Source organism: Burkholderia sp. BCC1993, from assembly GCF_905339865.1.
Classification (GTDB): Bacteria; Pseudomonadota; Gammaproteobacteria; order Burkholderiales; family Burkholderiaceae; genus Burkholderia.
Genome location: NZ_CAJPGZ010000013.1, coordinates 225228 through 245936 on the forward strand (window position 1 = coordinate 225228; position 20709 = coordinate 245936).

Here is a 20709-nt window from a genome sequence, read left to right on the forward strand (position 1 = left end):
GACGCATCGCCGCCGCGTTCAAGTACTGTCAGGCGATGTTGTCGGAGGGTGCGCGCGGTGCCGAGTCGTCGTCAATCGATACCATCGCCGCCGATTCGCTACGAAGTGCGTTCAGAAAGTGCGAAACCAATGGGCTAGCGCGTTCGGCGTCCCAGATCGCGCCGATGTCCGGGAATCGGATGGCGGGTCCGAGCCGCACTCGGTCCAACCCAAACGTTTTGTATAACTGCAGTTCGGAACCCAGCAGCGTCGACAGATAGTTGCCGCCGTCCATCAGAAGCTGGGCGCGGATGGATGAGCCAGCTTCAACGCATGGCTTCGGCGCAGGAAGATGCTGTTCCGCAAATGCTGCATCGACGAGGGTCCGCATTTCGGCTCCCGATGGCGGAAGAATCCATGCGTAATCGAGGAGGTCGGGCCAACGTGGGGGCGCTTCTTCCAGGCACGGATGCCCGCGTCGCGCAACGATCTGGATACTGTCGGCGAGCAGCGGTTCTGTCGCAAATCCAGTACCAAGTGCATGGGCGCCGAGTGCGCCGATGATCACGTCGATGCTTCTGTTCGTCAGCATCTCGAGCAGCGAGGCAAACGGTGCTTCTACGACCGAGACGAAAATGCCTGGCCACGCCTCCTGGAGGCGGACAATCGTCTTCGGAAGCAATACGCGCGGTAGACCGCTGCCCACGTGCAGGCGACCATGCAATCCGGATTGCACCGCTTTCAGATCCGCGTCGGCGCGATATACCTCACCGAGCATGCGCTCCGCGTGCGAGCGCAGCACTTCTCCGGCCCATGTCAGCTCCAGCCGGCGGTGTCGGACGAAAAGCGCATGGCCGATGACGTCTTCCAGATCACTCAACCAGTGAGATAGCGCCGGTTGGGTCATGTGCAACTGCGCAGCGGCCGCCGTCATGCTTCCTGTCTCATGGAGTGCGATGAACACCTCGAGATGGCGCAGTTTCAGTTTGCGCGCCCACGGAATGCTGTGAAGGGTGTTCTCCATCGATCTTTGAGCCTGGCCATGTGCTTTCGTTTATGGATACATCCAGTTTATTCATTTCCATCCCGGCAGGCTAGCTTTGATAATGGTTCGCATACCAGACGAACATGGTTGAGTACGGTGGCCAATCGATTAGATCGATGAGGTCGCCACGATTACGAATACAACGACGTACCGCGCGTCGCGGTCGTCATAAGGAGACAACGTGAGCAGATCCAGTGCAAAGCGCACATTGGGTGCCGCATCCATTGGAAACTTCGGCGAAATCTACGATTTCGCCGTATTCGGATTCTCGGTGCCGTTCATCGCAGCGCATTTCTTTCCCGGCACCAACCCGGCGACCGCCATTCTCAAGACTTTTGCTGTTTACGCCGTTGCATTCGTTGCGCGCCCACTCGGGGGCCTGGTGTTCGGTTACATGCTGGACAGGGTGGGACGCGTCAAGGTGCTGGCAATGACGATCTGGTTGATGGCGGCCGGAACCGCGATGATCGGACTGTTGCCGACTTACGATGCGATCGGCATTGCTGCGCCGATTATCCTGGTGCTCTGCCGACTTGCCCAAGGCTTTGCAATGGGAGGGGAAACGACAGGGAGTACGAGCTTCATTCTCGAATCCGCCCCCGTCAAAGGTCGCGGGAGATGGGTTGGCATCATCTGGTTCTTCGCGCATTTGCCGAATGCACTCGTTGCGCTGATGCTTCTCGCGATGCAGGTGTTCATCGGTAAAGAAGCTTATCTGGATTGGGCGTGGCGTATCCCGTTCGTCATCGGTGGCCTGATTGGCATCGTCGGATGGTGGCTCCGCAGCTCGCTGGATGATCCCGAGGAATACAAGCTTGCAACACGCGGCAAGCGCGGCATGAGCCCGCTTCGTGCAATGACCAGTTCAGGCTGGAAGTCGATGATGTATGTGGCAATGATTCAGCCCGTCCAGACGGTTGGATCATATTTGTTGCTCGGCTTCATGTACACCTTTCTCGTCAGGGAGACGGCCCTCGACTCGACGGCGGCGCTTCTGGCGAATGCCGGCGCAATCGTGGTGTTGGCCATTTTCATTCCAGTCGGCGGCGCGTTGAGCGATCGTTTCGGTCGGAAGCCGATACTTTCAGTCGGTGCGCTTTTTATTGCGCTTGTGGCCTATCTTTCTGTCCGCCTTGCTGCCAACGGAACGTTCTTCGATGCAGTCGCCGGGCAGGTGCTTATCGCGATCGGTGTCGGCATTTACAGCGGCGCCTGCTTTGTGACTGCAGCCGAGTTTTTCCCGACGCATTTTCGCGCGACCGGCCATGCGATTTCATACCAGGTCATTGTGGCTGCAATGGGCGGTACGACGCCGCTAATCAGTACGTGGCTAGTGCGTACGCTTGGATCGCCGTTGGCCCCCGGTTGGTACGTCACGGCCGTTGCCATCGCTTGCCTGATTTTGATTCGGTTTGTACCGGAAACGAAGGATGTCGACTTGAGCGGACCGGTCGACGAGCAAGACAAGCGCATCGAGCGCATTCCGAGCCCCACGGCAGTCGCTCGCGTTAAAACGACCAAATGAGAAAGGTATCTGGCATGGAAATCTACGATTACATCATCATCGGCGCTGGCTCGGCCGGATGCGTCGTTGCGCGGGAACTCAGCGAAAATCCGGAAAACAAGGTGTTGTTGCTCGAAGCTGGGCCACCGTCGGACAAGTTCTGGGTGCATACCCCAGCGGGGATGGCAAAACTGTACTTCAACGACACGCTCAACTGGAACTACTACACCGAACCGATGCCGGCACTACGCGATCGCAAGATGTATTGGCCACGCGGAAAGGGGTTGGGTGGATCGAGCTCCATCAACGGCATGATCTATATCAGAGGTCACCGCGGCGATTTCGACAAGTGGCGCGATCTGGGCAATCCGGGTTGGGGCTATGACGATGTTCTGCAGCATTTCAAACGCATCGAGCATAACGAGCGGGGCGCGGACGAGTTTCGAGGTGCCGGCGGTCCGCTGTGGATCAGCGACCCCGCGGTGAAGGTTCCGAGTTCGTACGACTTCATCGAGGCGGCACGGCGGGTCGGTATTCCGGAAACGGAAGACTTGAACGGCGCAATTCACGACGGTGTCGGATTTATGCAGCATACGATTCGCGACGGGCGCCGGCAGTCGGCGTACGTCGCGTTTGTCGAGCCGGTTTTGAATCGACCTAATCTGACCGTAAGGACCGGTTGTTTGGTCCAGCGCATTCTTTTCGACGATGATCGTCAAGCGACGGGCGTCGAGATTCTGTGCGACGGGGCTATCCAATCCATCGCTGCCGCGAGAGAGGTAATTTTGTCGGCGGGTTCGTTGAATTCGCCCCAGATCCTCATGTTGTCCGGTGTGGGGCCCGGTGAGGAACTTCAGCGGCATGGGATCCGGCAGGTCGTTGAGCTTCCTGGAGTTGGTCGTAATCTGCAGGATCACTTCTACGTACATACCGCCTACAGATCAACGGATCGCAGCTCGTATAACCGAAACATCCGTGGGATGTGGAAGTACTTCGAAGGTGCTCGCTATCTGCTGACACGAAGCGGATACCTGGCCCTTGGGTCGTCTCAGGTCGCGGCATTCGTGAAAAGCCGGCCCGAAGTCGACTACGCCGATTTGCAGATCAGCTTTCGGCCGATGACGTTTACCTATCATCCGAGCGGGCACGTCGAAGTCGATCGGCAGCCGGGCATGGGGGTATCGGTATTCATCCTGCGCCCTCGTACGACCGGCGCAGTCACACTCCGATCCGCAAATCCAGCCGACAAGCCGATGTTCACGCCAAACTTCCTCACCGACGAGGACGATGTGCGCGTCATGATCAGCGGCATCAAGCAGATCCGGCAGATCATGGCGACGGAGCCGATTGCATCGAGAGTGATCAATGAGCACGTGCCGGGGACGCAGGTGAAAACCGACGAACAGCTGCTCGACTTCATGGCCGAGACGGGGAACACTGCGGCACATCAGACCAGTACCTGCAAGATGGGACGAGATGCGCTCTCGGTGGTCGATGAGCGTCTTCGTGTCCGAGGAATCGGACGGCTGCGCGTAGTCGATGCATCGATCATGCCGCACGTCACGTCGGGGAACACCAATGCACCCACACTCATGATCGGCGCCAAAGGTGCCGATATGATCAACCACGATGCCGTTCCGAGGCGCGTTATCCGCGTATGAGCGTTCGTGTACGGTGATGAGCGCCAGCGGCGGCGTTAGGGTGGCCAGTAAGTCGGCGCTCATCACCGGTATCGGCGCGGACCGACAGGCCGCGTTCTCGCGGCGCTCGTGTTGGCGGCCATATACGATGGTGTTGGTTCAATTCTGCGAATGCGTCGCACAATCCAGGTGCGAACATCAGATCGTGCGCCCGCCTTTCTCTGACTGCTTCGGGGGGGATTCTACCGTTCGGGGTGCTGCGGAGATACTCTGCTGTTCTTCCACAATCAACGTGGTCTGGATTATTTCTGCAGCGTTCCGGTTAGTCGGTTTCGTAGCCTCGGAGCGCCGCTGCTGTTAGCGAAACTTACCAGGCTATCAATGAAAACGAACTGTACTAAGGCAGGTGCTACGCGCAAAATCAGCAACATAGTTAATGTGCTGAAGTTGGACATCAGCTGCGCCATTTCCTCTTGCAGCGGTGCTATGGCGATCAAGCCATACGCGCAACTTGTTAGCCATGTTGCAGCGATGGGGCGTGCAGCAGAGGAAGAGCCAAGCGCGAGCAACGAGTGTCTGGACGTCGCGACGCAAGCAGGCATCCGGACGTTGGTGCACTGAACGTGCACGACATGGGGAACGAAAATTCGGCAACTTGAGTTGCTTATATTTCGGACACCATATTGACCCAGCTATCACTGGATTTTTGGCCTATGCATGGCCGGACAGGCACCACAAGGAGGGGGTAAATGCGAATTTCGGAAGCTTCGTCGACGGATTATGGCCGGATCGGTAGCAATATGCGGGAAGGGGTGCTCGAGCAGAAATTTCTGTTGCAGGGAAAGCCGGGCTCGCCGAACAACTATCTGATCAACGTAGGTCGTACCGGTGCCGGCGGTTGGGTGGCACCGAGCCACCGACACAACTTCGATCAGGTACGCTACGTGATCAAAGGCGATTTTCCCTACGGGCAGGGAAAGGTACTGCCGGAAGGCTGGGTCGGTTACTTCCCCGAAAGTGTGTACTACGGGCCGCAGGAACGTCCCGAAGGGCTTGAAGTGATGGTTTGCCAGTTCGGTGGCTCGTCAGGTTACGGCTTCGTGAGCGTTGAAGAGCGCGAGGCAGCAAACCAGGCACTGAAGAGCAAGGGCGAATTCAAGGAAGGCATTTTTACGTGGTACGACGAGTCCGGGAAAAAGCACAACCAAGACGGTTTCGAGGCCTGCTTCGAGTATGTGAAGGGTCACAAGCTGGAGTACGCGATGCCGCGGTATGAAGACCTCGTACTGATGAACCCGGCCAGCTTCGACTGGGTTCCGAGCGGTACGGCGGGGGTTTACACGAAGTTGCTTGGCGCTTTCACGGAGCGCAATACGCGGATCGGCTTCGTGAAGCTTGAAGCCGGTGCTACGTTCGCCGCAGGGATGCAGTCGTCGATCGAGGTGCTGTTCCTCAGCAAGGGGAGAGTTGTCGTCGAGGGCAAGGAGTTCGGTCTTCACACCGCGTTCGAGTTCGATGCCAACGAAGGGCCGGTGTCGATCAAAGCGATCGAGGAAACGGAACTGCTCAGTCTGGTGCTTCCGACGTTCTGACGGTCTGGCGAAAGCGCTGCGGGCACTGAACCAACGGGTGCCGACGCCGATGGGGCGTCGGCACCCGTGCTCTCATGGTCTTAAGTTTTCAGTGAGGGTTGGCTCGTGGAGACTTCGGGAATCGATACTCGATCTGGTTTCTATTCCAGTGAAGGGTAGCTGCAGCAGTCATATACTTTCCTGCAGCTAGTGCCCTCGTTGTCGCCACTCGAGAGATTTCTCGGATAATCCTGTTGGTCCGGTCTTGCAACCGTGGGGTGGGGCCATCTACACGGGCGCGGAGTATTTCGCAGTTTCGTTTGCCTGCGAGGGCGTTCAACGTTCGTGGCTTTCTTGCAGCACGGACGTCTTTTTCAAGGTGCCCGCGTGCGTCGGTGGAGGTATCCGGAATTTCGTGTGTGAGGCGGGTTGAGATTCAGACTCCAATGTTGAATCGTTCCGGGTAAAGCAGTGCAAACTGCGTCATCGCGCTCTTCCAATCGTGTCGGGAGCCGGTCCATTTGGCAACGACGTTGCGCAGCGCCAGCCAGATCAACTTCAGCGCGGCCTCGTCCGACGGGAAGTGGCCGCGCGCCTTGATGATCTTCCGAAGCTGCATGTGCAGCGACTCGATCGCGTTGGTCGTATATACAATTTTCCGGATGTCAGGCGCGAAGGCATAGAACGGAATCACTTGATCCCAGGCCCGGCGCCAGAGTGCGGCGATCGGGGGGGTATTTCGTGCCCCAAGGGCTCGTATCGAACGCGTCTAACGCCACGGCGGCGGCTTCGGCCGACGGTGCCTGGTATACCTCCTTGAGCGCCGCCGCGACCGATTTCCTGTCTTTCCAGCTGGCGAAGTCCAGCGCATTGCACACGCCGTGCGCTCGCACTGGCGAATCGAGAACTCGATGCACTGGGTGCTCGACGTAGCGTTCGGCGAAGATCAATGCAGGGTGCGAGTCGAACATGCGGCGCAGAACTTTGCAATTCTGCGCCGCATCACGATGAACCTGCTGCGCAAGGACACGCAAACCAAGGCAGGCCTCAAAATCCGCCGGCTCAAGGCCGCCACTAGCGACAGCTATCGCGCTCAACTCCTTGGCTGGTAGCGCCCTTCATGCGATTGCACTGCCGAAACCACCTGAAAAGAGCGCAACTGTAGTTCGTCGGACTCCAACGATGACTCCTATTCCCCCGCTTGCATCCGTGAAATTGACGTGCTAATTTTTCATGAAATTAGCCGACTGAAATTTCACGGGAGCCCGCATGTTCGTGCAGTCCGACCGTCACGTCGCAAGCTACTACGCCGGCACCTACCCGGCGCCGATCCCGCGCCGTCCCGAACTGGACGAACGCGTCGACGCCGACGTGCTGGTCGTCGGCGCGGGCTTCAGCGGGCTGCACACGGCGTTGCGCCTGGCGCTTGCGGGCAGGCGCGTGGTCGTGCTCGAAGCGAGCCGCGTCGCGTGGGCCGCATCGGGCCGCAACGGCGGGCAGGCGCTGCTCGGCTGGTCGTGCGACATGCAGCCGCTCGAGGATTCGCTCGGCCGCGACGGCGCGCGCGTGCTGTGGGACAGCATGCGCTGGGCCGCGGCCGAAGTGCGCGAACTGCCCGCGCGGCACGGCTTCGACATCGACTATCGGCCCGGCAGCCTGTGGGCCGCGGTGCGGCCGCGTCGCGTTGCGCTGCTCGCACAGGCCCGCGACGAAGCCGCGGAGCGCTGGGGCTACGACCGGCTGCGCGTGATCGGGCAGGACGAGATGCCCGAGTGGATCGGCAGCGCGCGCTATCTCGCCGCGCTCTGCGATCCCGAGGCCGGCCATCTGAATCCGCTGAAGCTCGCACTCGGTCTCGCGCAGACGATCGAACGGGCCGGCGGCCGCATCTTCGAGCAAAGCCGCGTGCTCGACTGTCGCGAGACGGCCGGCGGTCACGTCGCACGCACCGCGCACGGCGAAGTGCGCGCGGACGTGCTGGTGCTCGCGTGCAACGCGTACGTCGACCGGCTCGATCCCGAGCTGTCGCGCCGGTTGCTGCCGGTCGGCACCTACCAGGTCGCGACCGCGCCGCTTTCGGCGGACGTCGCCCGCTCGCTGCTGCCGCAGAACAGCTGTGTGATCGACAACCAGTTCGTGCCCGACTACTTCCGCCTGAGCCCCGACAACCGCCTGCTGTTCGGCGGCGGCTGCACGTATCTCGGCGGGATTCCGGCCGACATCGCGGCCGCGACGCGCCCACACCTCGAACGCGTGTTCCCGCAACTGGCCGGCGTGCCGCTCGACTACGTGTGGGGCGGCCACATCGACATCAGCATGCGCCGCACGCCGGACATCGGCCGCCGCGGCCAGCGCTTCTGGCTGCAGGGTTTCTCTGGGCACGGCGTGCTGCCGACGCTCGCCGGCGCGCGCGCGGTCGCCGATGCCGTGCTCGGCGACGATCGCCTGCTCGCGCAGTACCAGCGCATCCGTAACCCGCGCTTTCCCGGCGGCGACCGCCTCGCCGCGCCGCTGGAAGCGATCGGCAAGGCCTGGTACCGTTTGCGCGATACCGTCTGACGTACCGGAACTCATCATGAACGAACAGGAAGAGATAGAAAGTCTGGCGATCCTGATCCGCGACCTGCGCAAGCATCGCAAGGTCACGCTCAACGATCTCGCGGAACGGATCGGCCGCTCGGTCGGCTTTCTGTCGCAGGTCGAGCGAGGGCTGTCGCGCCCGACGGTCGCGGATCTCACCGCGATCGGCGAGGCGCTCGGCGTGCCGACCACGTATTTCTACAGCCTGAGCAAGCCGCGCAGCGTGCCGTGGGCCACGCGGCCCGACGAGCGGCGCACCGTGTATTACGCGGCCGGCATCACGGACATCCTCGTGTCGCCGAACATGCGCTCGCGCTTCTCGATCCTCGAGAGCCATCTCGCGCCCGGCGCGAGCAGCGGCGAGCGCTCCGTCGACGACAGCGACGAGCAGGGCGGCTTCGTGCTCGAAGGCGAGCTGACGATCTGGATCGACGGCGACGACACGCCCGTCACGCTCGGCCCGAACGACGCATTCCAGCTTCCCGCGCACAAGCGGTTTCGTTACGCGAATCTGGGCGACGCGCCGGCGCGCGTGATCTGGGTGTTCACCTGAGTTCGTCGGCGGGCGGTCCGGCGGATCGTCGCGCCGTGCTGCTGGTTTGCAGTACTGATCGACATCGGGCATGTGACGTGCCGCATGCCGATGAGTCCGGTTCGCCGCGCTGCGGCACCGTCATACAAGACATGGAAAGGATGAGACATGGCTGACGTCGTTCCCGTGCTGGTCGATGAAGTCCGCGCATTCCGGCAGGCGCATCCCGAGATCCGTTATGTCGACCTGATCTGTCTCGACCTGCCGGGCCATTTCTACGGCAAGCGTTATCCGATCGATGCGCTCGAGAAGGTCGCGTCGGGCTCGCTGCTGAAGCTGCCGCAGAACTGCGTGCTGCTCGGCACGCAAGGCGGCCTCTACAAGATCGGCGATTACTGCTTCAACGACGGCGACCCCGACGCGCCGCGCCGCCTGATCCCCGGCACGCTGAAGCCGGTGCGCTGGGAGCGGCAGCCGCTCGCGCAGATGCTGATCAGCTCCGACGGCACGGACGCGCCGATCGAGTTCGAGCCGCGCGAGGTGCTGGCGCGCGTGCTGCGGCGGTTCGCGGCGCGCGGCATCCGGCCGGTCGTCGCGTTCGAGCTCGAGTTCTACCTGTTCGCCGCGCAACTCGCGGACGGGCTGCCGCAGTATCCGCGCGACCGCTTGAGCGACGACCGCGACGACCAGCCGAACATGCACATCGAACGCCTGTCGCGGTTTTCCGATGTGCTGCACGAGATGGTCGAGGCCGCGTGCGAGCAGGGCGTCGACGCGACGGTGATCACGGCCGAGCTCGGGCCCGGCCAGTTCGAGATCAACTTCGGCCACACCGACGACGCGCTGCGCGCGGCCGACTGGTCGGCGCTGTTCTGCCGCAGCACGCGCGGCGTCGCGCTGCAGCACGGCTATCGTGCGAGCTTCATGGGCAAGCCGTACCTGCATGCGCCGGGCAGCGGGATGCACGTGCACGTGAGCCTGTATGACGACGCGGGCCGCAACCTGCTCGCGGCGGACGCGCAGCGGCCGCTGCGGCATGCGGTGGCCGGCTGCCTCGCGCTGCTGCCGCACTGCATGCCGGTATTCGCGCCGAACCACAATGCGTTCCGCCGCTACGGCTCGATGGTGAATGCGGCGAGCCGCGCAAGCTGGGGCTTCGAGGATCGCGACGCGTGCATCCGGATTCCGGAATCGGATGCGCGCAATCTGCGCATCGAGCATCGGCTCGCGAGCGCGGACGCGAATCCGTACCTGGTGCTCGCGGCGATCCTGTCCGGGATGGAGCACGGGCTCGACGCACGGATCGAGCCGATCGCGCCGCTCAACGACGATCGCGGCAGCGGGATCGATTTCCCGAAGGAGATGCTGTCGGCCGTCGCGGCGATGCAGGATCACGCGGCCGTGCGCGACGGGCTCGGCAGTGAATTCGTGATGGTGTATTGCGAGAACAAGCGGCAGGAGGAGCTGGATTTTCGCAACGAGATCGGGGCGCGCGAGTATCGGTGGTTTCTGTGACGACATCACGCGTGACCCCGCCGCGGGTCACGCGCAATCGGCCTGCGTCGTTGCTTGCGGTCGAATCCGCTCAATACGTGGACAAGGCGTTCCAGCGCTCGCCGTCCTTCACTTCGACGGCTGCGGTCGCGACCGGCGTCATGACCAGCAATTCCGTCGCGCGCACCGACCACACGACGGCGATCAGCGTCGAGTCGTCGAGCGTCGTTCCGTTCAGGTACAGGCTCATGCTTTTGACGTCGGTTTTCAACACGCTCCAGTCGACCTTCTTCAGGCCGTCGATCGCGAGACGATAGAAGAAGTCGTAGTTGTCGTAGGCCGTCTGCGTGTCCGTGCCGGTGCTGAAGAACCAGCCATTCTCCTTGTTCTTGTACATGCACCAGCTTTGCGCCTGCTGCGCGAGCGTGCCGGTCGTGACGAGCTTCACGAGATTGCTTTTCGCGTCGTCGACGGTTTTCGCCTGCCACGGCGCGAAGCCGCCTGCCGCCTTGACGTCCGCCGGCGTGCGGCCGGGTTTGCCCGCGCGGGCGTTGTCTTCACCACGGTATGCGTATTGCATGATGTGCCTCCGGTTCGATATCGGTCGGTGGGGATGTGTCCGCGATGCGAATGGACACGAGCACGATATCGGCGGCGCACGCGGCGGAAAATGGACCGAAGGTGTGGCGGGGCGTCAGGGGGAGGACGGCACGGGACGATCGTTCGGGGTGCCACGCATTGCCGGGTCGCGGATAAGCGCGGCATGAACGGGGACGAGCATGCGGACGAGATGGCAGGTCAAGGGCCGAATGAACGGAATGACGGGAATGACGGGAATGGCCGAACGCGGCCATCCCCGGTTCATCCGTAGCACGCCGGCGCAGCGCCGGCGGCATGCTTACTCGCCGAGCTTCGCCGTCACGCACCCCGTGCTCGCGCACTCGCGCTCGCGTTCGCGCAGGAACGACAGGCGCGATTGCGTCGCGTCGATCGCGCACTGGAGGTTCACGAGATAGCCGTCGTCGCGCGTTTCGCTGCAGCGGTCGTCGCGCTGCTTCATCCACGCGAGTTGGCCCGTCTTCAGCTTCGCCTGCTGGTCGCCGCTCAGCTGCTTGCGCACGCGGCCGTACTCGTCGTTCAGCTCGCGGTCGAGCTGCGAGAATTCGTTGCTGCTGCAGTACACCTGGTCGAACGCGCTGCGCGGCTTCCCGCAGCCGGCCGCCTGCGCGGCGAACGGCACGGCAAGTGCGAGCAATGCGCAGGATACGAGCAGATTCTTCTTCATCATTGTGGTGCTCCTCACTGGGTGAAAACCGTTGAAACCAACCGGCGGCGCCTTTACCTGGCCGCCGTACACGCGTCGATCCCGCCCGCGATCGCGGTGGCGAGGCGCTGGATCGTCTCGCGCTGCGCGAGCCGTTTTTCCTCGTCGGGATTGACGATCACGCCCGCCTCGACCAGCACGGCCGGGATCGGCGCGGTACGCAGCACGACGAGATCGTCGAAGCGGTGGATGCCGAGTTGCGGATCGATCAGCGGGCGGTTCTCGCCTTTGATCGGCTGCGCGTGATACAGCGACGGCCGTTCGCCGGCCGCGACCAGGTGTTCGGCGATCGCCTTCGCGCAACGCAGGCTTTCCGCGTAGTGCGGATTGCGCTCGGACACGAACACGGCGAAACCGCGGAATTCGCGTTGCCGGCCCGCGTCGATGAACGGCTGCTGCATCGAATCGTGATGGATCGACACGAACAGGTTCGCGTCGGGCGCCTGCGTCGAGCGCTGGTCGAGGGCGATCTCGCGGCCGTCGGCCGACGTGCGCAGCACGCGATCGCCGTGCGCGGCGAGCGTCTCCGCGACGGCGGTGGACAGGTCGAGGTTGTACCGGTATTCGACCCGGCCGCTTGCGCCGGTGGCACCCGGATGGGCCGGCGTATGGCCGGTGTCGACGACGACGTAGCGGCCGGAGGCCGGCTGTGCGTCCGGACCTGCCGCATCGGCCGCATGCAGCGCCAGCGGCACGCCGAGCAGCGGGACGCACGCGAGCAGGCGCGTGGCGGCGCGCACGAACGGACGAAGGCGTCGAAGGGTTCGGTTTGTCATTGTTGTTGTCGAGGAGGGCATGCGGCGCGTCGCCTGGCGCGCACCGTCGGCCTGCTCAATGCAGTCGGAATGTCGCGCGATTATAGCGGTTGCCGGCGGTGCCGCAATGACGGAATGCGCGGCGTCGCGCGCGCCGGAAACCGGCGCTCAGGCGAGCACGCGCCGGGCCGCGAGCATGCCCCAGTACGATGCTTCCTCGAACAGCGACAGCCCGGACAGGTCCGCATGCGCGAACACGACGGGGCCATCGGCCTCGCGCAGCGCGAGCAGCCCCGGCCGGCTCAGGAAGCCGACGTCGGGCGTCGCCATCGCGTGGCCGCGCACGGTGATCTCGAGCGCGGTCGCATGCTTCCACAGCTCGCGCCCGTACACGGCCTGCAGGTCGATCGCCGCCTGCTCGCGCAGCGCGTCGGGCTTTGCCTGGGCAAGCCAGCGGCGCGTGTCGTCCGGCGCCCGGGTGCTCAACGCCTGATAGGCGGAGAACACGGAACGCGTCGGCGGCGACATCCGGATCAGCTGGTGCGTCGACACGACATAGCCGAGCCCCGCGCCGTCGTAGACGACGTTGTCCCACGCGAGCGGCACGCCGGCTGCCTCGGCCGGCATCCCGTCGAGCAGGAAATTGGACACGAGCCACGGCGCGCGCGGCGGCAGGTCGCGCGCGGGATCGAAGCCGTCGGCGCGCAGTTGCGGAAACACGCGAGCCGCGACGAACAGCGGCATGGCGCTGACGACGCGCCGCGCCTTCAGCGTGAACGTCGACAGCGTGCCGTCGTCGGCGATGCGCGCACACAGCACGTCGACGCCGCCCGCGCGCTCGGTCGCGCGAACGGCGAAGCCGCGCCGCGACCACGCGTTCGAGCCGGTGCGCGCGGTGATCGAGTCGCTCAGCTTCGTCACCATCGTATGCAGCCCGTCGGGCCAGGTCAGCACGGCGCCGTCGCCCGCATCGCTCGCGTGGCCGCCGCGCGACGAGAAATAGTGCAGGCCGGCCCACGCGGACACGTGCTCGTAGCCCGCACCGTAGTCGTCGCGGCAGCAGTAGTTCAGGTACCAGTGCAGCGCGGTCGCGGTGTAGCCCTCGTCGAGCAGCCACTGCCGGAACGAGCGCCGGTCGAGCGCGCGCCAGCGCGGGTCGCGCGACGATTCCGCGAGCGGGATGCAGAACACCTTGCGGCCGTCCGCGCCGCGCGCGGTGCGCAGGCTGTCGGTGTAGGCGAAGAAGCGCGTTTGCTGCGCGAGCGCGTCGGCGTCGAGGCCGGCCGTCGGCACGATGCCGTCCTGCCACTGGCCGCCGATGAACAGCCGTTCGTCGGGGGCGTGCACGAGCGCGCGTTCGTCGTACGCGGGTTGCGCGGAGAACGGCGCCGCTTCGATCACGCCGAGATCGGCGAGCATGTCGCGCAGATGCGCGGATTCGAGCGACGGCAGCGGCAGGTAGTGCGCGCCCTTCGGATAGCCGAGTTCGCCGAAGCGGCCGCCGGCCGCATTGCCGCCGAATTCGGGGCCGGCGAGCACGACGAAGCGTGTGTGTCCCGCGCGCGCGAGCTGCCACGCGCACGACAACCCGGACGCGCCCGCGCCGAGGATCGCGACGTCGGTCTCGATCGTGCCGGACGGCGGTGGCAGCGCCGCGTGGTCGCGCAGCGCATGGCCTTCGCGCATGCCGGGGTAGCCGACGCGCGGCGTCGTCTCGATCCAGCCGGTGCGGCCGCACGCGGCGAGCGACGCCGCCGCGGACGCGACGAGGAACGTGCGGCGATCCATCAGCGCAGCACGTGCTTCCAGTCGTCGTCGAAGCGGCGCACGAGCGGCTGGTCGTTGAGTTCGTTCGGCGACATCGGCAGCGCCGGCATGTCGGCCGGGAAGTGGAACATCTCGGCGGCCGTCTGCGCGTCGAGCCAGCGCGTCGGCACCGAATAGCGTGTCGGCACGGTGAAGTCGCGACGCTTGCCGGCGATCACGAATCCCCAGTCGCCGAACGACGGCACGTAGCAGTGGTATGGCCAGGTGTTGAGCCCGGCTTCGCGCAGCGTCGCGATGATCGTCCAGTACGCGTGCGGCGCGAAGTACGGCGACGTCGACTGGATCACCGCATAGCCGTTCTCGGACAGGTGGCGCGCGAGCAGCCGGAACACCGGCACCGAATACAGCCGGCCGAGCCCGAAGTTGGTCGGATCGGGGAAGTCGACGACGATCGCGTCGTACACGTCGGCGTTCGATTCGAGCCAGCGCACCGCATCGTCGTTGATCACCTGTACGCGCGGGTCCTTCAGCGAACCCTGGTTCAGCTTCACGAGCGGCGCCGAAGTCGAGAACAGCTTCGTCATCGCGGGGTCGAGATCGACGAGCGTGATCCGTTCGAGATTGCGGTGCTTGAGCAGTTCGCGCACCGCGAGGCCGTCGCCGCCGCCGAGCACGAGCACGCGCTTCGCCCACGGCAGCGCCTCGATCGTCGGATGGATCAGCGCCTCGTGATAACGATGCTCGTCGCGCGACGAGAACTGCAGGTTGCCGTTCAGGTACAGCCGCATGTCGTCGTGCCACTGCGTGAGCACGATGCGCTGGTACGGCGTCGTTTCCGAATAGATGGTCTCGTCGCCGTACACGCCGTGCTCGGCCCAGTGCGTGATGCGGTCCGACAGCGCGAAGCCGGCGACGAGCAGCCCGATCACGAGCGACGCGCGCATCAGCTTGCCGCGCACGTTGCGGATCTCGGCGCGGAACAGGTGCGTGGTCCACAGCGCGACGAACGCGTTCAGCAGCCCGAACAGGAAGCTCGTGCGCAACAGGCCGAGACGCGGCGCGAGCACGAGCGGGAAGATCAGCGACACGGCGAGCGAGCCGAGATAGTCGAAGGTCAGCACCTCGCTGACGGTATGGCGGAACGCCTGGCGGCGCTGCTGGAACGCGCGCATCACGAGCGGGATCTCCATCCCGATCAGCAGGCCGAGCGCGAGCACGAGCGCGTAGAGCGCCGCGCGGAACGGCGCGGCCAGCCACGCGAACACCGCGAACAGCAGCGCAGCCGACACGCCGCCGAGCAGGCCGACGAGCAGCTCGATGTCGACGAAGCGGTCGAGCACGTCGTCGTCCTCGACGAACTTCGCGAGCCACGAGCCGATCCCCATCGCGAACAGGTAGCAGCCGATCACCGACGAGAACTGCAGGATCGAATCGCCGAGCAGGTAGCTCGACAGCGCGCTGCTGATCAGTTCGTAGCCGAGCCCGCACGACGCGAGCACGAGGATCGACAGGACGAGCGCGCGCTTATGCAGCATGGCGCGTCCGTTGTGCAGTGCTCGTCAATGTGGATATACTGGCGCGGATTTTCGTGGGGTGGCCCGCCATGGGCCGGCCTGCGACGGGGCGGCGAACCGAGCACAAAATCCGAGGAAAAGAATGAATAGTGCCTATCTTTATGCGGTTCATTTGCTGTCGGCGTTCGTGCTGCTTTTCGTGTTCGCGGCAGTGTACCTGAAGGTCACCCCGTTCGACGAACTGGCCCTGATCCGCGACGGCAACGCGGCCGCGACGCTGTCGTTCGGCGGCGCGCTGGTCGGCTTCTGCCTGACGCTCGCGTCCAGCATCGCGCACAACTCGACGCTCGGCGAAGTCGTGCTGTGGGCCGTCGGCGCGATGGCCGTGCAGCTCGTCACCTACGCGGTGCTGACCCGCCTGATTCCCGGCATGAACCATGCGATCGAGGATCGCAACGTCGCGATGGGTGGCCTGATGGGCACCGCGTCGCTCGTCGTCGGCATCATCAATGCCGCCTGCCTGACCTGACACGCCACGCGTCCTGGGAGACCGACATGAGTCTGGGTTCGTTTATCCGCAAGCAGTTCATCGACGTCCTGCAATGGACGGAAGACACCGACGGCGTGCTGGCCTGGCGCTATCCGATGGAAGACCAGGAGATCCAGTACGGCGGCCAGCTGACCGTGCGCGAAACGCAGGTCGCGATCTTCGTCAACGAAGGCAAGGTCGCCGACGTGTTCCAGCCCGGGCTGTACAAGCTGGAAACGCGCACGCTGCCGGTGCTCACGTACCTGAAGAACTGGGACAAACTCTTTCAGTCGCCTTTCAAGTCGGATGTCTACTTCTTCAGCACGCGGCTGCAGCTCGGCCGGCGCTGGGGCACCGCGCAGCCGGTGACGATCCGCGATCGCGAATTCGGCTTCGTGCAGCTGCGCGCGTTCGGCATCTACTCGTACCGGATCGTCGATGCGGCCGCGTTCCACCGCGAGGTCAGCGGCACGCGCGCGCAGTACACGGTCGACGATCTCGAGCAGCAGCTGCGCAACCTGGTCGTCACCGCGATGAGCACGACGTTCGGTTCCGCTGACGTGCCGTTCGTCGACATGGCCGCGAACCAGACGCTGCTGTCGCAACGCGTCGCCGAGGCGCTGGTGCCGGTGTTCACGCGCTACGGCCTCGCGCTCGATGCATTCGCGGTCGAAAGCGTGTCGCTGCCGGCCGAGCTGCAAAAGGCGCTCGACCTGCGGATCGGCGCGGGGATGGCCGGCGATCTCGCCCGCGCGACGCAATACCAGACGGCGCAGGCGATTCCGCTGGCCGCGCAGAACCCGGGCGGCATCGCGGGTGTCGGCGCGGGGCTCGCGGCCGGCGCGGTGATCGGGCAGGCGATGGCCGGCCAGATCGCGGGCGCCGCGCAACCGGCGCCGGCCGCACCGCCCGCGCCCGTCGCGGCACCGGTTGCCGCCGCGCAGCCGGCCGCAGCGGCCGAAGGAACCGATTACGTGCAACGCCTCGAACAGCTGAAGGCGCTGCTCGACAAGGGCCTCGTCACCGAAGAGGACTATGCGCGCGCGAAGGCGGACATCCTCGCGAAGCTCACCCGGTAAGCGTCGCGCATGTTCAGTACTTCGTGCCCCCAGTGCGGCGCGCCGGTCGAGTTTCGCTCGGCGGCGGCGGTGATGGCCGTCTGCGCGTTCTGTCGCAGCACGCTGCTCAAGCGCGGTGCCGACGTCGAGCGCATCGGCGAGCTGGCCACGGTGCTCGACGACGCGTCGCCGATCCAGATCGGCACGGCCGGGTGCTACGGCAAGCGCACGTTCACGGTGCTCGGCCGCATCCAGATGACCTACGACGCCGGCATGTGGAGCGAGTGGTACGTCGTGTTCGACGACGGTGCATTCGGCTGGCTGTCGGATGCGTCGGGCCAGTATGCGGTCACGGTGCGCGAGCCCGACGATGCGTCGGGCGGCGCGTGGCCCGCGTTCGGCACGCTGGAGCCGGGCATGCGGATCGACCACGGCGGCCGCGCGTATCTCGTGTCCGACAGGCGTACCGCGCGCTGCACGGGCGGCGACGGCGAGTTGCCGTTTCGCATCGATGCGGGCTGGGAAGCGCGCGTCGTCGACCTGCGCACCGGCAACGCATTCGCGACCTACGACTATTCCGACGCCGAGGCGAACGGCGGGAGCCCGGCCGTCTACAGCGGCGAAGCGATGGCGTTCGACGCGCTCGCATTCACGGGACTGCGCGATATCGACAACGATACGCGCGAGAAACGGGGCGCGCAGATGGTGCCGTTCGCGTGCCCGAGCTGCGGCGCGCCGCTGTCGTATGCACCGAACCTGGCCGACTACGTCGTGTGCGGCAGTTGTCACGCGGGCGTGCAGTGCACGGCCGAGCAGCAGACCGTGTTCGCCGCGCAGCGCAAGCTCGATGCGGTGAAAGGCGCGCTGGAACTCGGTGCGACCGGCACGTTCGACGGCGTGAAGTACACGGTGATCGGCATGATGCGTTGCCGCGTGCCGGACGACGACGAAACGTGGGACGAATACCTGCTGCTGAACCCGAAGCGCGGCTTCCTGTGGCTCGTGCAGAGCGAAGGGCGCTGGGAACGCGTGCAGGTGCTCGATCACTGGCCGACGATCGGCGGCGAGTCCGACGTCACCGACGAAGGCAAGACCTATCGACTGCGTGAGACGTACGACTCGGAAGTCGTGTACGTGGTCGGCGCGTTCAACTGGCGCGTGCAGGTCGGCGACCGCACGTCGATCGCCGACTACGGCTGGCAGAAGGACAAGCTCACGCGCGAGCGCAGTGCCGCGGAAATCGTCTGGTCGCGTGCGCGGCCGCTGTCGGCCAGCGCACTGGCCGAACGCTTCGCGACGCCGGCGCTCGCGACGGCAGCGGTTGCGTCCGCAACGGGTTCCGCCGGGACGTCGACGGGCCTGTTCGGTGCGAAGCAGCCGCACAGCTTCGCACCGCTGCCGATCGTGTTCAGCGCGATGCTCGTGATCTTCAACCTGGGTTCGCTGTTCTCGTTCAGCGGCCGCTCCGTCTACGTGCTGATCGGCCTGCTCGTGCTGTGGCTGCCTGAATGGTTGTGGAGGGGCTTCGCGTCCGACGGGGGCAACTCGTAATGCGTTACATCCTCTACGGACTTTACGGGCTGATCGTCGTCACGTTGTTCAGCTGCGCATCGCTCGGCGGAAGCGGTTCGGGCGGCGGCGGGTGGGGCAGTTCGTCGGCGCGCAGCGGCTATTCGTCGTACGGGTCGCACAAATGACGGCGCGTGACGGTATCGCCGCGCCGCGTGCGACGCTCGGCTCGCACGTGCTGGCCGATCTCGCCGGCATCGACGCGATGCTGCTGCGCGATGCGGCGCGGCTCGAGACGATTCTCACCGACGCCGCGCAGCAGGCCGGCGCACGCGTGATCGGCGCGCATTTCCATCATTTCGGCGGCGAGCATGGGGTGACGGGTGTCGTGCTGCTCGCGGAGTCGCACATCACGATTCATACGTGGCCGGAGCACGGCTTCGCGGCCGTCGACGCGTTCATGTGCGGCGCCGCGCGCGCGGCCGAGGCGGTCGATGCGATCGCCGCCGCGCTCGGCACGCACGCGCAGGTCCGGCAGCAGGTGGCGCGCGGCGTCGCGTAAGCGGTCGGGTTGCAGGCGCCGGCGGCGCGCGCGCGATGACGCGCACGCACCGATGGCGCGAACCGCTTATGATCGTGCGGTACGACGTCCCCACGCAGAGGCCCCCATGCACATCGCCATCCTGACCTTCGACGGTTTCAACGAACTCGATTCGCTGATCGCGCTCGGCATTCTCAACCGGGTCAAGCAGCCGGGCTGGCGGGTTTCGATCGCGAGCCCGACCGCCCGCGTGCGCTCGATGAACGGTGTGACGATCGACGCGCAAGCGTCGCTGCAGGACGCCCGCGACGCAGACGCCGTGCTGGTGGGCAGCGGTGTGCGGACCCGCGACGTCGTCGCCGATGCCGCGTTGATGGCGCAATTGCAGTTCGACCCCGCGCGGCAGTTGCTCGGCGCGCAGTGCTCGGGCACGCTCGTGCTGGCGAAGCTGGGATGGCTCGGCGATGTCCCCGCGTGTACCGACCTGACCACGAAGCCGTGGGTGCAGGAAGCCGGCGTGGCCGTGCTCGACCAGCCGTTCGTGGCCAGCGGGAACGTCGCGACCGCCGGCGGGTGCCTGTCGTCGCAGTATCTGGCCGCGTGGTTCATCGCGCGTCTGGCCGGCGTCGAGGCCGCGCGCAGTGCGATTCACTATGTCGCGCCGGTGGGAGAGAAGGACGATTACGTGTCGCGCGCGATCGCGAATATTTCGCCGTTCCTCTGATGCGCGCGGCGTCGCGCGTCAGTGCGGCAGCGCTTCGGCTTCGGCCCAACGCTTGAACGAGTCGAGACGCCGGCGCGTCTGCACGAGATAGAACGCGCCGATCAGCGGTTCGAGCAGCCAGCGCAGCCATGCCGGCTGCGCACGGAAGTGATACGTGAACTTCACTTCGGTCGTGCCCGGTGTGCGCTCGGTGAAATTCCAGCTGCCGCTGAAGCGTTCGAGCACCTTCGGCCCGTCGACCATTTCGACGGCCGCGACCTGCGGCGGACGGTACGAGATGTAGCGCGACACCATCGTCGCGCCCGACTGGCTGCGGCAGAACGCATCGACGCCGACGTCGGCCGTCATCCCGTCGGGGAGATACGCGTCGGCAAGGAAGCTGTCCCACACGAGCCGCCGCGCGTAGTCCTGCGACCACGTGAAGAGGCGTCTGCGATCGACGCCGACGATCCGGCTGACTGAGATCCTCATGATGGGTAGCAAGCGCAACGATGTAATCGGGATGAAATCGAGTGTAACCCGCCAAAGCAGAGCAATTCTTCAGACTTCGTCAAGTCGAGCGCGCGCTCGATTGACCTTCTCCGGGAATTCCCCTACGATCGATTCCATGCCTTCGGGACAGACCCGAAGCGTTTCAATCTCT

Annotated in this window: 20 protein-coding genes and 1 pseudogene; 13 read left to right on the forward strand and 8 right to left on the reverse strand. The window is 64.9% G+C overall.

What is annotated here, in order from left to right; genetic code table 11:
* Window positions 1-28: 28 nt before the first annotated feature.
* On the reverse strand, window positions 29-1003 hold the full coding sequence (locus U4Y91_RS23185; protein WP_321807040.1) for a LysR family transcriptional regulator: 975 nt from the start codon (window positions 1001-1003) through the stop codon (window positions 29-31).
* A gap of 202 nt (window positions 1004-1205) precedes the next feature.
* Here U4Y91_RS23185 and U4Y91_RS23190 point away from each other — a divergent pair, with 202 nt between their 5' ends.
* From U4Y91_RS23190 to U4Y91_RS23200, 3 genes are all read left to right on the forward strand, one after another.
* Window positions 1206-2549 carry an MFS transporter gene (locus U4Y91_RS23190; protein ID WP_321807041.1) on the forward strand — a complete coding sequence of 448 codons (1344 nt, stop codon included), beginning with the start codon at window positions 1206-1208 and terminating at the stop codon, window positions 2547-2549.
* A gap of 14 nt (window positions 2550-2563) precedes the next feature.
* On the forward strand, window positions 2564-4189 hold the full coding sequence (locus U4Y91_RS23195; RefSeq protein WP_321807042.1) for a GMC family oxidoreductase: 1626 nt from the start codon (window positions 2564-2566) through the stop codon (window positions 4187-4189).
* 728 nt (window positions 4190-4917) lie between these two features.
* The gene (locus U4Y91_RS23200; protein ID WP_321807043.1) at window positions 4918-5760 is read left to right on the forward strand and encodes a hypothetical protein; all 843 of its coding nucleotides are present in this window, start codon (window positions 4918-4920) and stop codon (window positions 5758-5760) included.
* A gap of 415 nt (window positions 5761-6175) precedes the next feature.
* Here the strand turns inward: U4Y91_RS23200 and U4Y91_RS23205 are convergent.
* Window positions 6176-6623, reverse strand: a pseudogene (locus U4Y91_RS23205) (transposase); the annotation flags it as partial.
* A 27-nt stretch (window positions 6624-6650) separates the two neighbouring features.
* Here U4Y91_RS23205 and U4Y91_RS23210 point away from each other — a divergent pair.
* The 4 genes from U4Y91_RS23210 (at window position 6651) to U4Y91_RS23225 (ending at window position 10366) form a co-directional block, all read left to right on the forward strand.
* Window positions 6651-6851, forward strand: coding sequence for a transposase (locus U4Y91_RS23210; RefSeq protein WP_415750486.1), 201 nt, complete (start codon window positions 6651-6653; stop codon window positions 6849-6851).
* Window positions 6852-7008: 157 nt separating this feature from the next.
* Window positions 7009-8298, forward strand: coding sequence for an FAD-binding oxidoreductase (locus U4Y91_RS23215; protein ID WP_321807044.1), 1290 nt, complete (start codon window positions 7009-7011; stop codon window positions 8296-8298).
* Between the two features lie 16 nt (window positions 8299-8314).
* Complete coding sequence (locus U4Y91_RS23220) at window positions 8315-8872, forward strand: XRE family transcriptional regulator (RefSeq protein ID WP_321807045.1); 558 nt, start codon at window positions 8315-8317, stop codon at window positions 8870-8872.
* A gap of 147 nt (window positions 8873-9019) precedes the next feature.
* Window positions 9020-10366, forward strand: coding sequence for a glutamine synthetase family protein (locus tag U4Y91_RS23225; RefSeq protein ID WP_321807046.1), 1347 nt, complete (start codon window positions 9020-9022; stop codon window positions 10364-10366).
* 70 nt (window positions 10367-10436) lie between these two features.
* Here the strand turns inward: U4Y91_RS23225 and U4Y91_RS23230 are convergent, their stop codons facing one another.
* The 5 genes from U4Y91_RS23230 to U4Y91_RS23250 form a co-directional block, all read right to left on the reverse strand.
* The gene (locus U4Y91_RS23230; RefSeq protein ID WP_321807047.1) at window positions 10437-10925 is read right to left on the reverse strand and encodes a hypothetical protein; all 489 of its coding nucleotides are present in this window, start codon (window positions 10923-10925) and stop codon (window positions 10437-10439) included.
* Between the two features lie 318 nt (window positions 10926-11243).
* Window positions 11244-11633 (reverse strand): lysozyme inhibitor LprI family protein, encoded by a 390-nt coding sequence (locus U4Y91_RS23235; protein ID WP_321807048.1) that lies wholly within the window; start codon window positions 11631-11633, stop codon window positions 11244-11246.
* A 50-nt stretch (window positions 11634-11683) separates the two neighbouring features.
* Window positions 11684-12445, reverse strand: coding sequence for an N-acetylmuramoyl-L-alanine amidase (locus tag U4Y91_RS23240; RefSeq protein WP_321807049.1), 762 nt, complete (start codon window positions 12443-12445; stop codon window positions 11684-11686).
* Window positions 12446-12592: 147 nt separating this feature from the next.
* Entirely contained in the window at window positions 12593-14212 is a 1620-nt protein-coding gene (locus U4Y91_RS23245; RefSeq protein WP_321807050.1) for an FAD-dependent oxidoreductase, read from the reverse strand.
* Window positions 14212-15726 (reverse strand): polyamine aminopropyltransferase, encoded by a 1515-nt coding sequence (locus U4Y91_RS23250; RefSeq protein WP_124522413.1) that lies wholly within the window; start codon window positions 15724-15726, stop codon window positions 14212-14214. Before U4Y91_RS23250 ends, U4Y91_RS23245 begins: the two co-directional genes overlap by 1 nt.
* A gap of 121 nt (window positions 15727-15847) precedes the next feature.
* Between U4Y91_RS23250 and U4Y91_RS23255 the strand changes: the two genes are divergently transcribed.
* From U4Y91_RS23255 to U4Y91_RS23280, 6 genes are all read left to right on the forward strand, one after another.
* The gene (locus U4Y91_RS23255) at window positions 15848-16234 is read left to right on the forward strand and encodes a DUF350 domain-containing protein (protein WP_014898735.1); all 387 of its coding nucleotides are present in this window, start codon (window positions 15848-15850) and stop codon (window positions 16232-16234) included.
* Between the two features lie 26 nt (window positions 16235-16260).
* Window positions 16261-17313, forward strand: a complete 1053-nt coding sequence (locus U4Y91_RS23260; RefSeq protein ID WP_321807051.1) for an SPFH domain-containing protein — start codon at window positions 16261-16263, stop codon at window positions 17311-17313.
* Between the two features lie 9 nt (window positions 17314-17322).
* A complete protein-coding gene (locus tag U4Y91_RS23265; protein WP_321807052.1) occupies window positions 17323-18843 on the forward strand; it encodes a DUF4178 domain-containing protein in 1521 nt (506 codons plus the stop codon).
* Entirely contained in the window at window positions 18843-18989 is a 147-nt protein-coding gene (locus U4Y91_RS23270; RefSeq protein WP_175911781.1) for a hypothetical protein, read from the forward strand. The genes U4Y91_RS23265 and U4Y91_RS23270 overlap by 1 nt, the downstream gene beginning before the upstream one ends.
* Complete coding sequence (gene speD, locus U4Y91_RS23275) at window positions 18986-19363, forward strand: adenosylmethionine decarboxylase (protein WP_321807053.1); 378 nt, start codon at window positions 18986-18988, stop codon at window positions 19361-19363. The genes U4Y91_RS23270 and speD overlap by 4 nt, the downstream gene beginning before the upstream one ends.
* A gap of 106 nt (window positions 19364-19469) precedes the next feature.
* Complete coding sequence (locus tag U4Y91_RS23280) at window positions 19470-20066, forward strand: DJ-1/PfpI family protein (RefSeq protein ID WP_059692119.1); 597 nt, start codon at window positions 19470-19472, stop codon at window positions 20064-20066.
* Window positions 20067-20084: 18 nt separating this feature from the next.
* Here U4Y91_RS23280 and U4Y91_RS23285 read toward each other — a convergent pair whose 3' ends face one another.
* Window positions 20085-20537, reverse strand: coding sequence for a type II toxin-antitoxin system RatA family toxin (locus U4Y91_RS23285; protein WP_057929413.1), 453 nt, complete (start codon window positions 20535-20537; stop codon window positions 20085-20087).
* Between the last annotated feature and the right edge of the window lie 172 nt (window positions 20538-20709).

Coding starts and splice junctions, on each gene's coding strand:
- U4Y91_RS23220 (WP_321807045.1), top strand. CDS start 8,315: ATGAACGAACAGGAAGAGATAGAAAGTCTGGCGATCCTGATCCGCGAC.
- speD (WP_321807053.1), top strand. CDS start 18,986: ATGACGGCGCGTGACGGTATCGCCGCGCCGCGTGCGACGCTCGGCTCG.
- U4Y91_RS23230 (WP_321807047.1), bottom strand. CDS start 10,925: ATGCAATACGCATACCGTGGTGAAGACAACGCCCGCGCGGGCAAACCC.
- U4Y91_RS23270 (WP_175911781.1), top strand. CDS start 18,843: ATGCGTTACATCCTCTACGGACTTTACGGGCTGATCGTCGTCACGTTG.
- U4Y91_RS23265 (WP_321807052.1), top strand. CDS start 17,323: ATGTTCAGTACTTCGTGCCCCCAGTGCGGCGCGCCGGTCGAGTTTCGC.
- U4Y91_RS23260 (WP_321807051.1), top strand. CDS start 16,261: ATGAGTCTGGGTTCGTTTATCCGCAAGCAGTTCATCGACGTCCTGCAA.
- U4Y91_RS23245 (WP_321807050.1), bottom strand. CDS start 14,212: ATGGATCGCCGCACGTTCCTCGTCGCGTCCGCGGCGGCGTCGCTCGCC.
- U4Y91_RS23250 (WP_124522413.1), bottom strand. CDS start 15,726: ATGCTGCATAAGCGCGCGCTCGTCCTGTCGATCCTCGTGCTCGCGTCG.
- U4Y91_RS23280 (WP_059692119.1), top strand. CDS start 19,470: ATGCACATCGCCATCCTGACCTTCGACGGTTTCAACGAACTCGATTCG.
- U4Y91_RS23225 (WP_321807046.1), top strand. CDS start 9,020: ATGGCTGACGTCGTTCCCGTGCTGGTCGATGAAGTCCGCGCATTCCGG.
- U4Y91_RS23215 (WP_321807044.1), top strand. CDS start 7,009: ATGTTCGTGCAGTCCGACCGTCACGTCGCAAGCTACTACGCCGGCACC.
- U4Y91_RS23195 (WP_321807042.1), top strand. CDS start 2,564: ATGGAAATCTACGATTACATCATCATCGGCGCTGGCTCGGCCGGATGC.
- U4Y91_RS23210 (WP_415750486.1), top strand. CDS start 6,651: ATGCACTGGGTGCTCGACGTAGCGTTCGGCGAAGATCAATGCAGGGTG.
- U4Y91_RS23185 (WP_321807040.1), bottom strand. CDS start 1,003: ATGGAGAACACCCTTCACAGCATTCCGTGGGCGCGCAAACTGAAACTG.
- U4Y91_RS23255 (WP_014898735.1), top strand. CDS start 15,848: ATGAATAGTGCCTATCTTTATGCGGTTCATTTGCTGTCGGCGTTCGTG.
- U4Y91_RS23240 (WP_321807049.1), bottom strand. CDS start 12,445: ATGACAAACCGAACCCTTCGACGCCTTCGTCCGTTCGTGCGCGCCGCC.
- U4Y91_RS23200 (WP_321807043.1), top strand. CDS start 4,918: ATGCGAATTTCGGAAGCTTCGTCGACGGATTATGGCCGGATCGGTAGC.
- U4Y91_RS23285 (WP_057929413.1), bottom strand. CDS start 20,537: ATGAGGATCTCAGTCAGCCGGATCGTCGGCGTCGATCGCAGACGCCTC.
- U4Y91_RS23235 (WP_321807048.1), bottom strand. CDS start 11,633: ATGATGAAGAAGAATCTGCTCGTATCCTGCGCATTGCTCGCACTTGCC.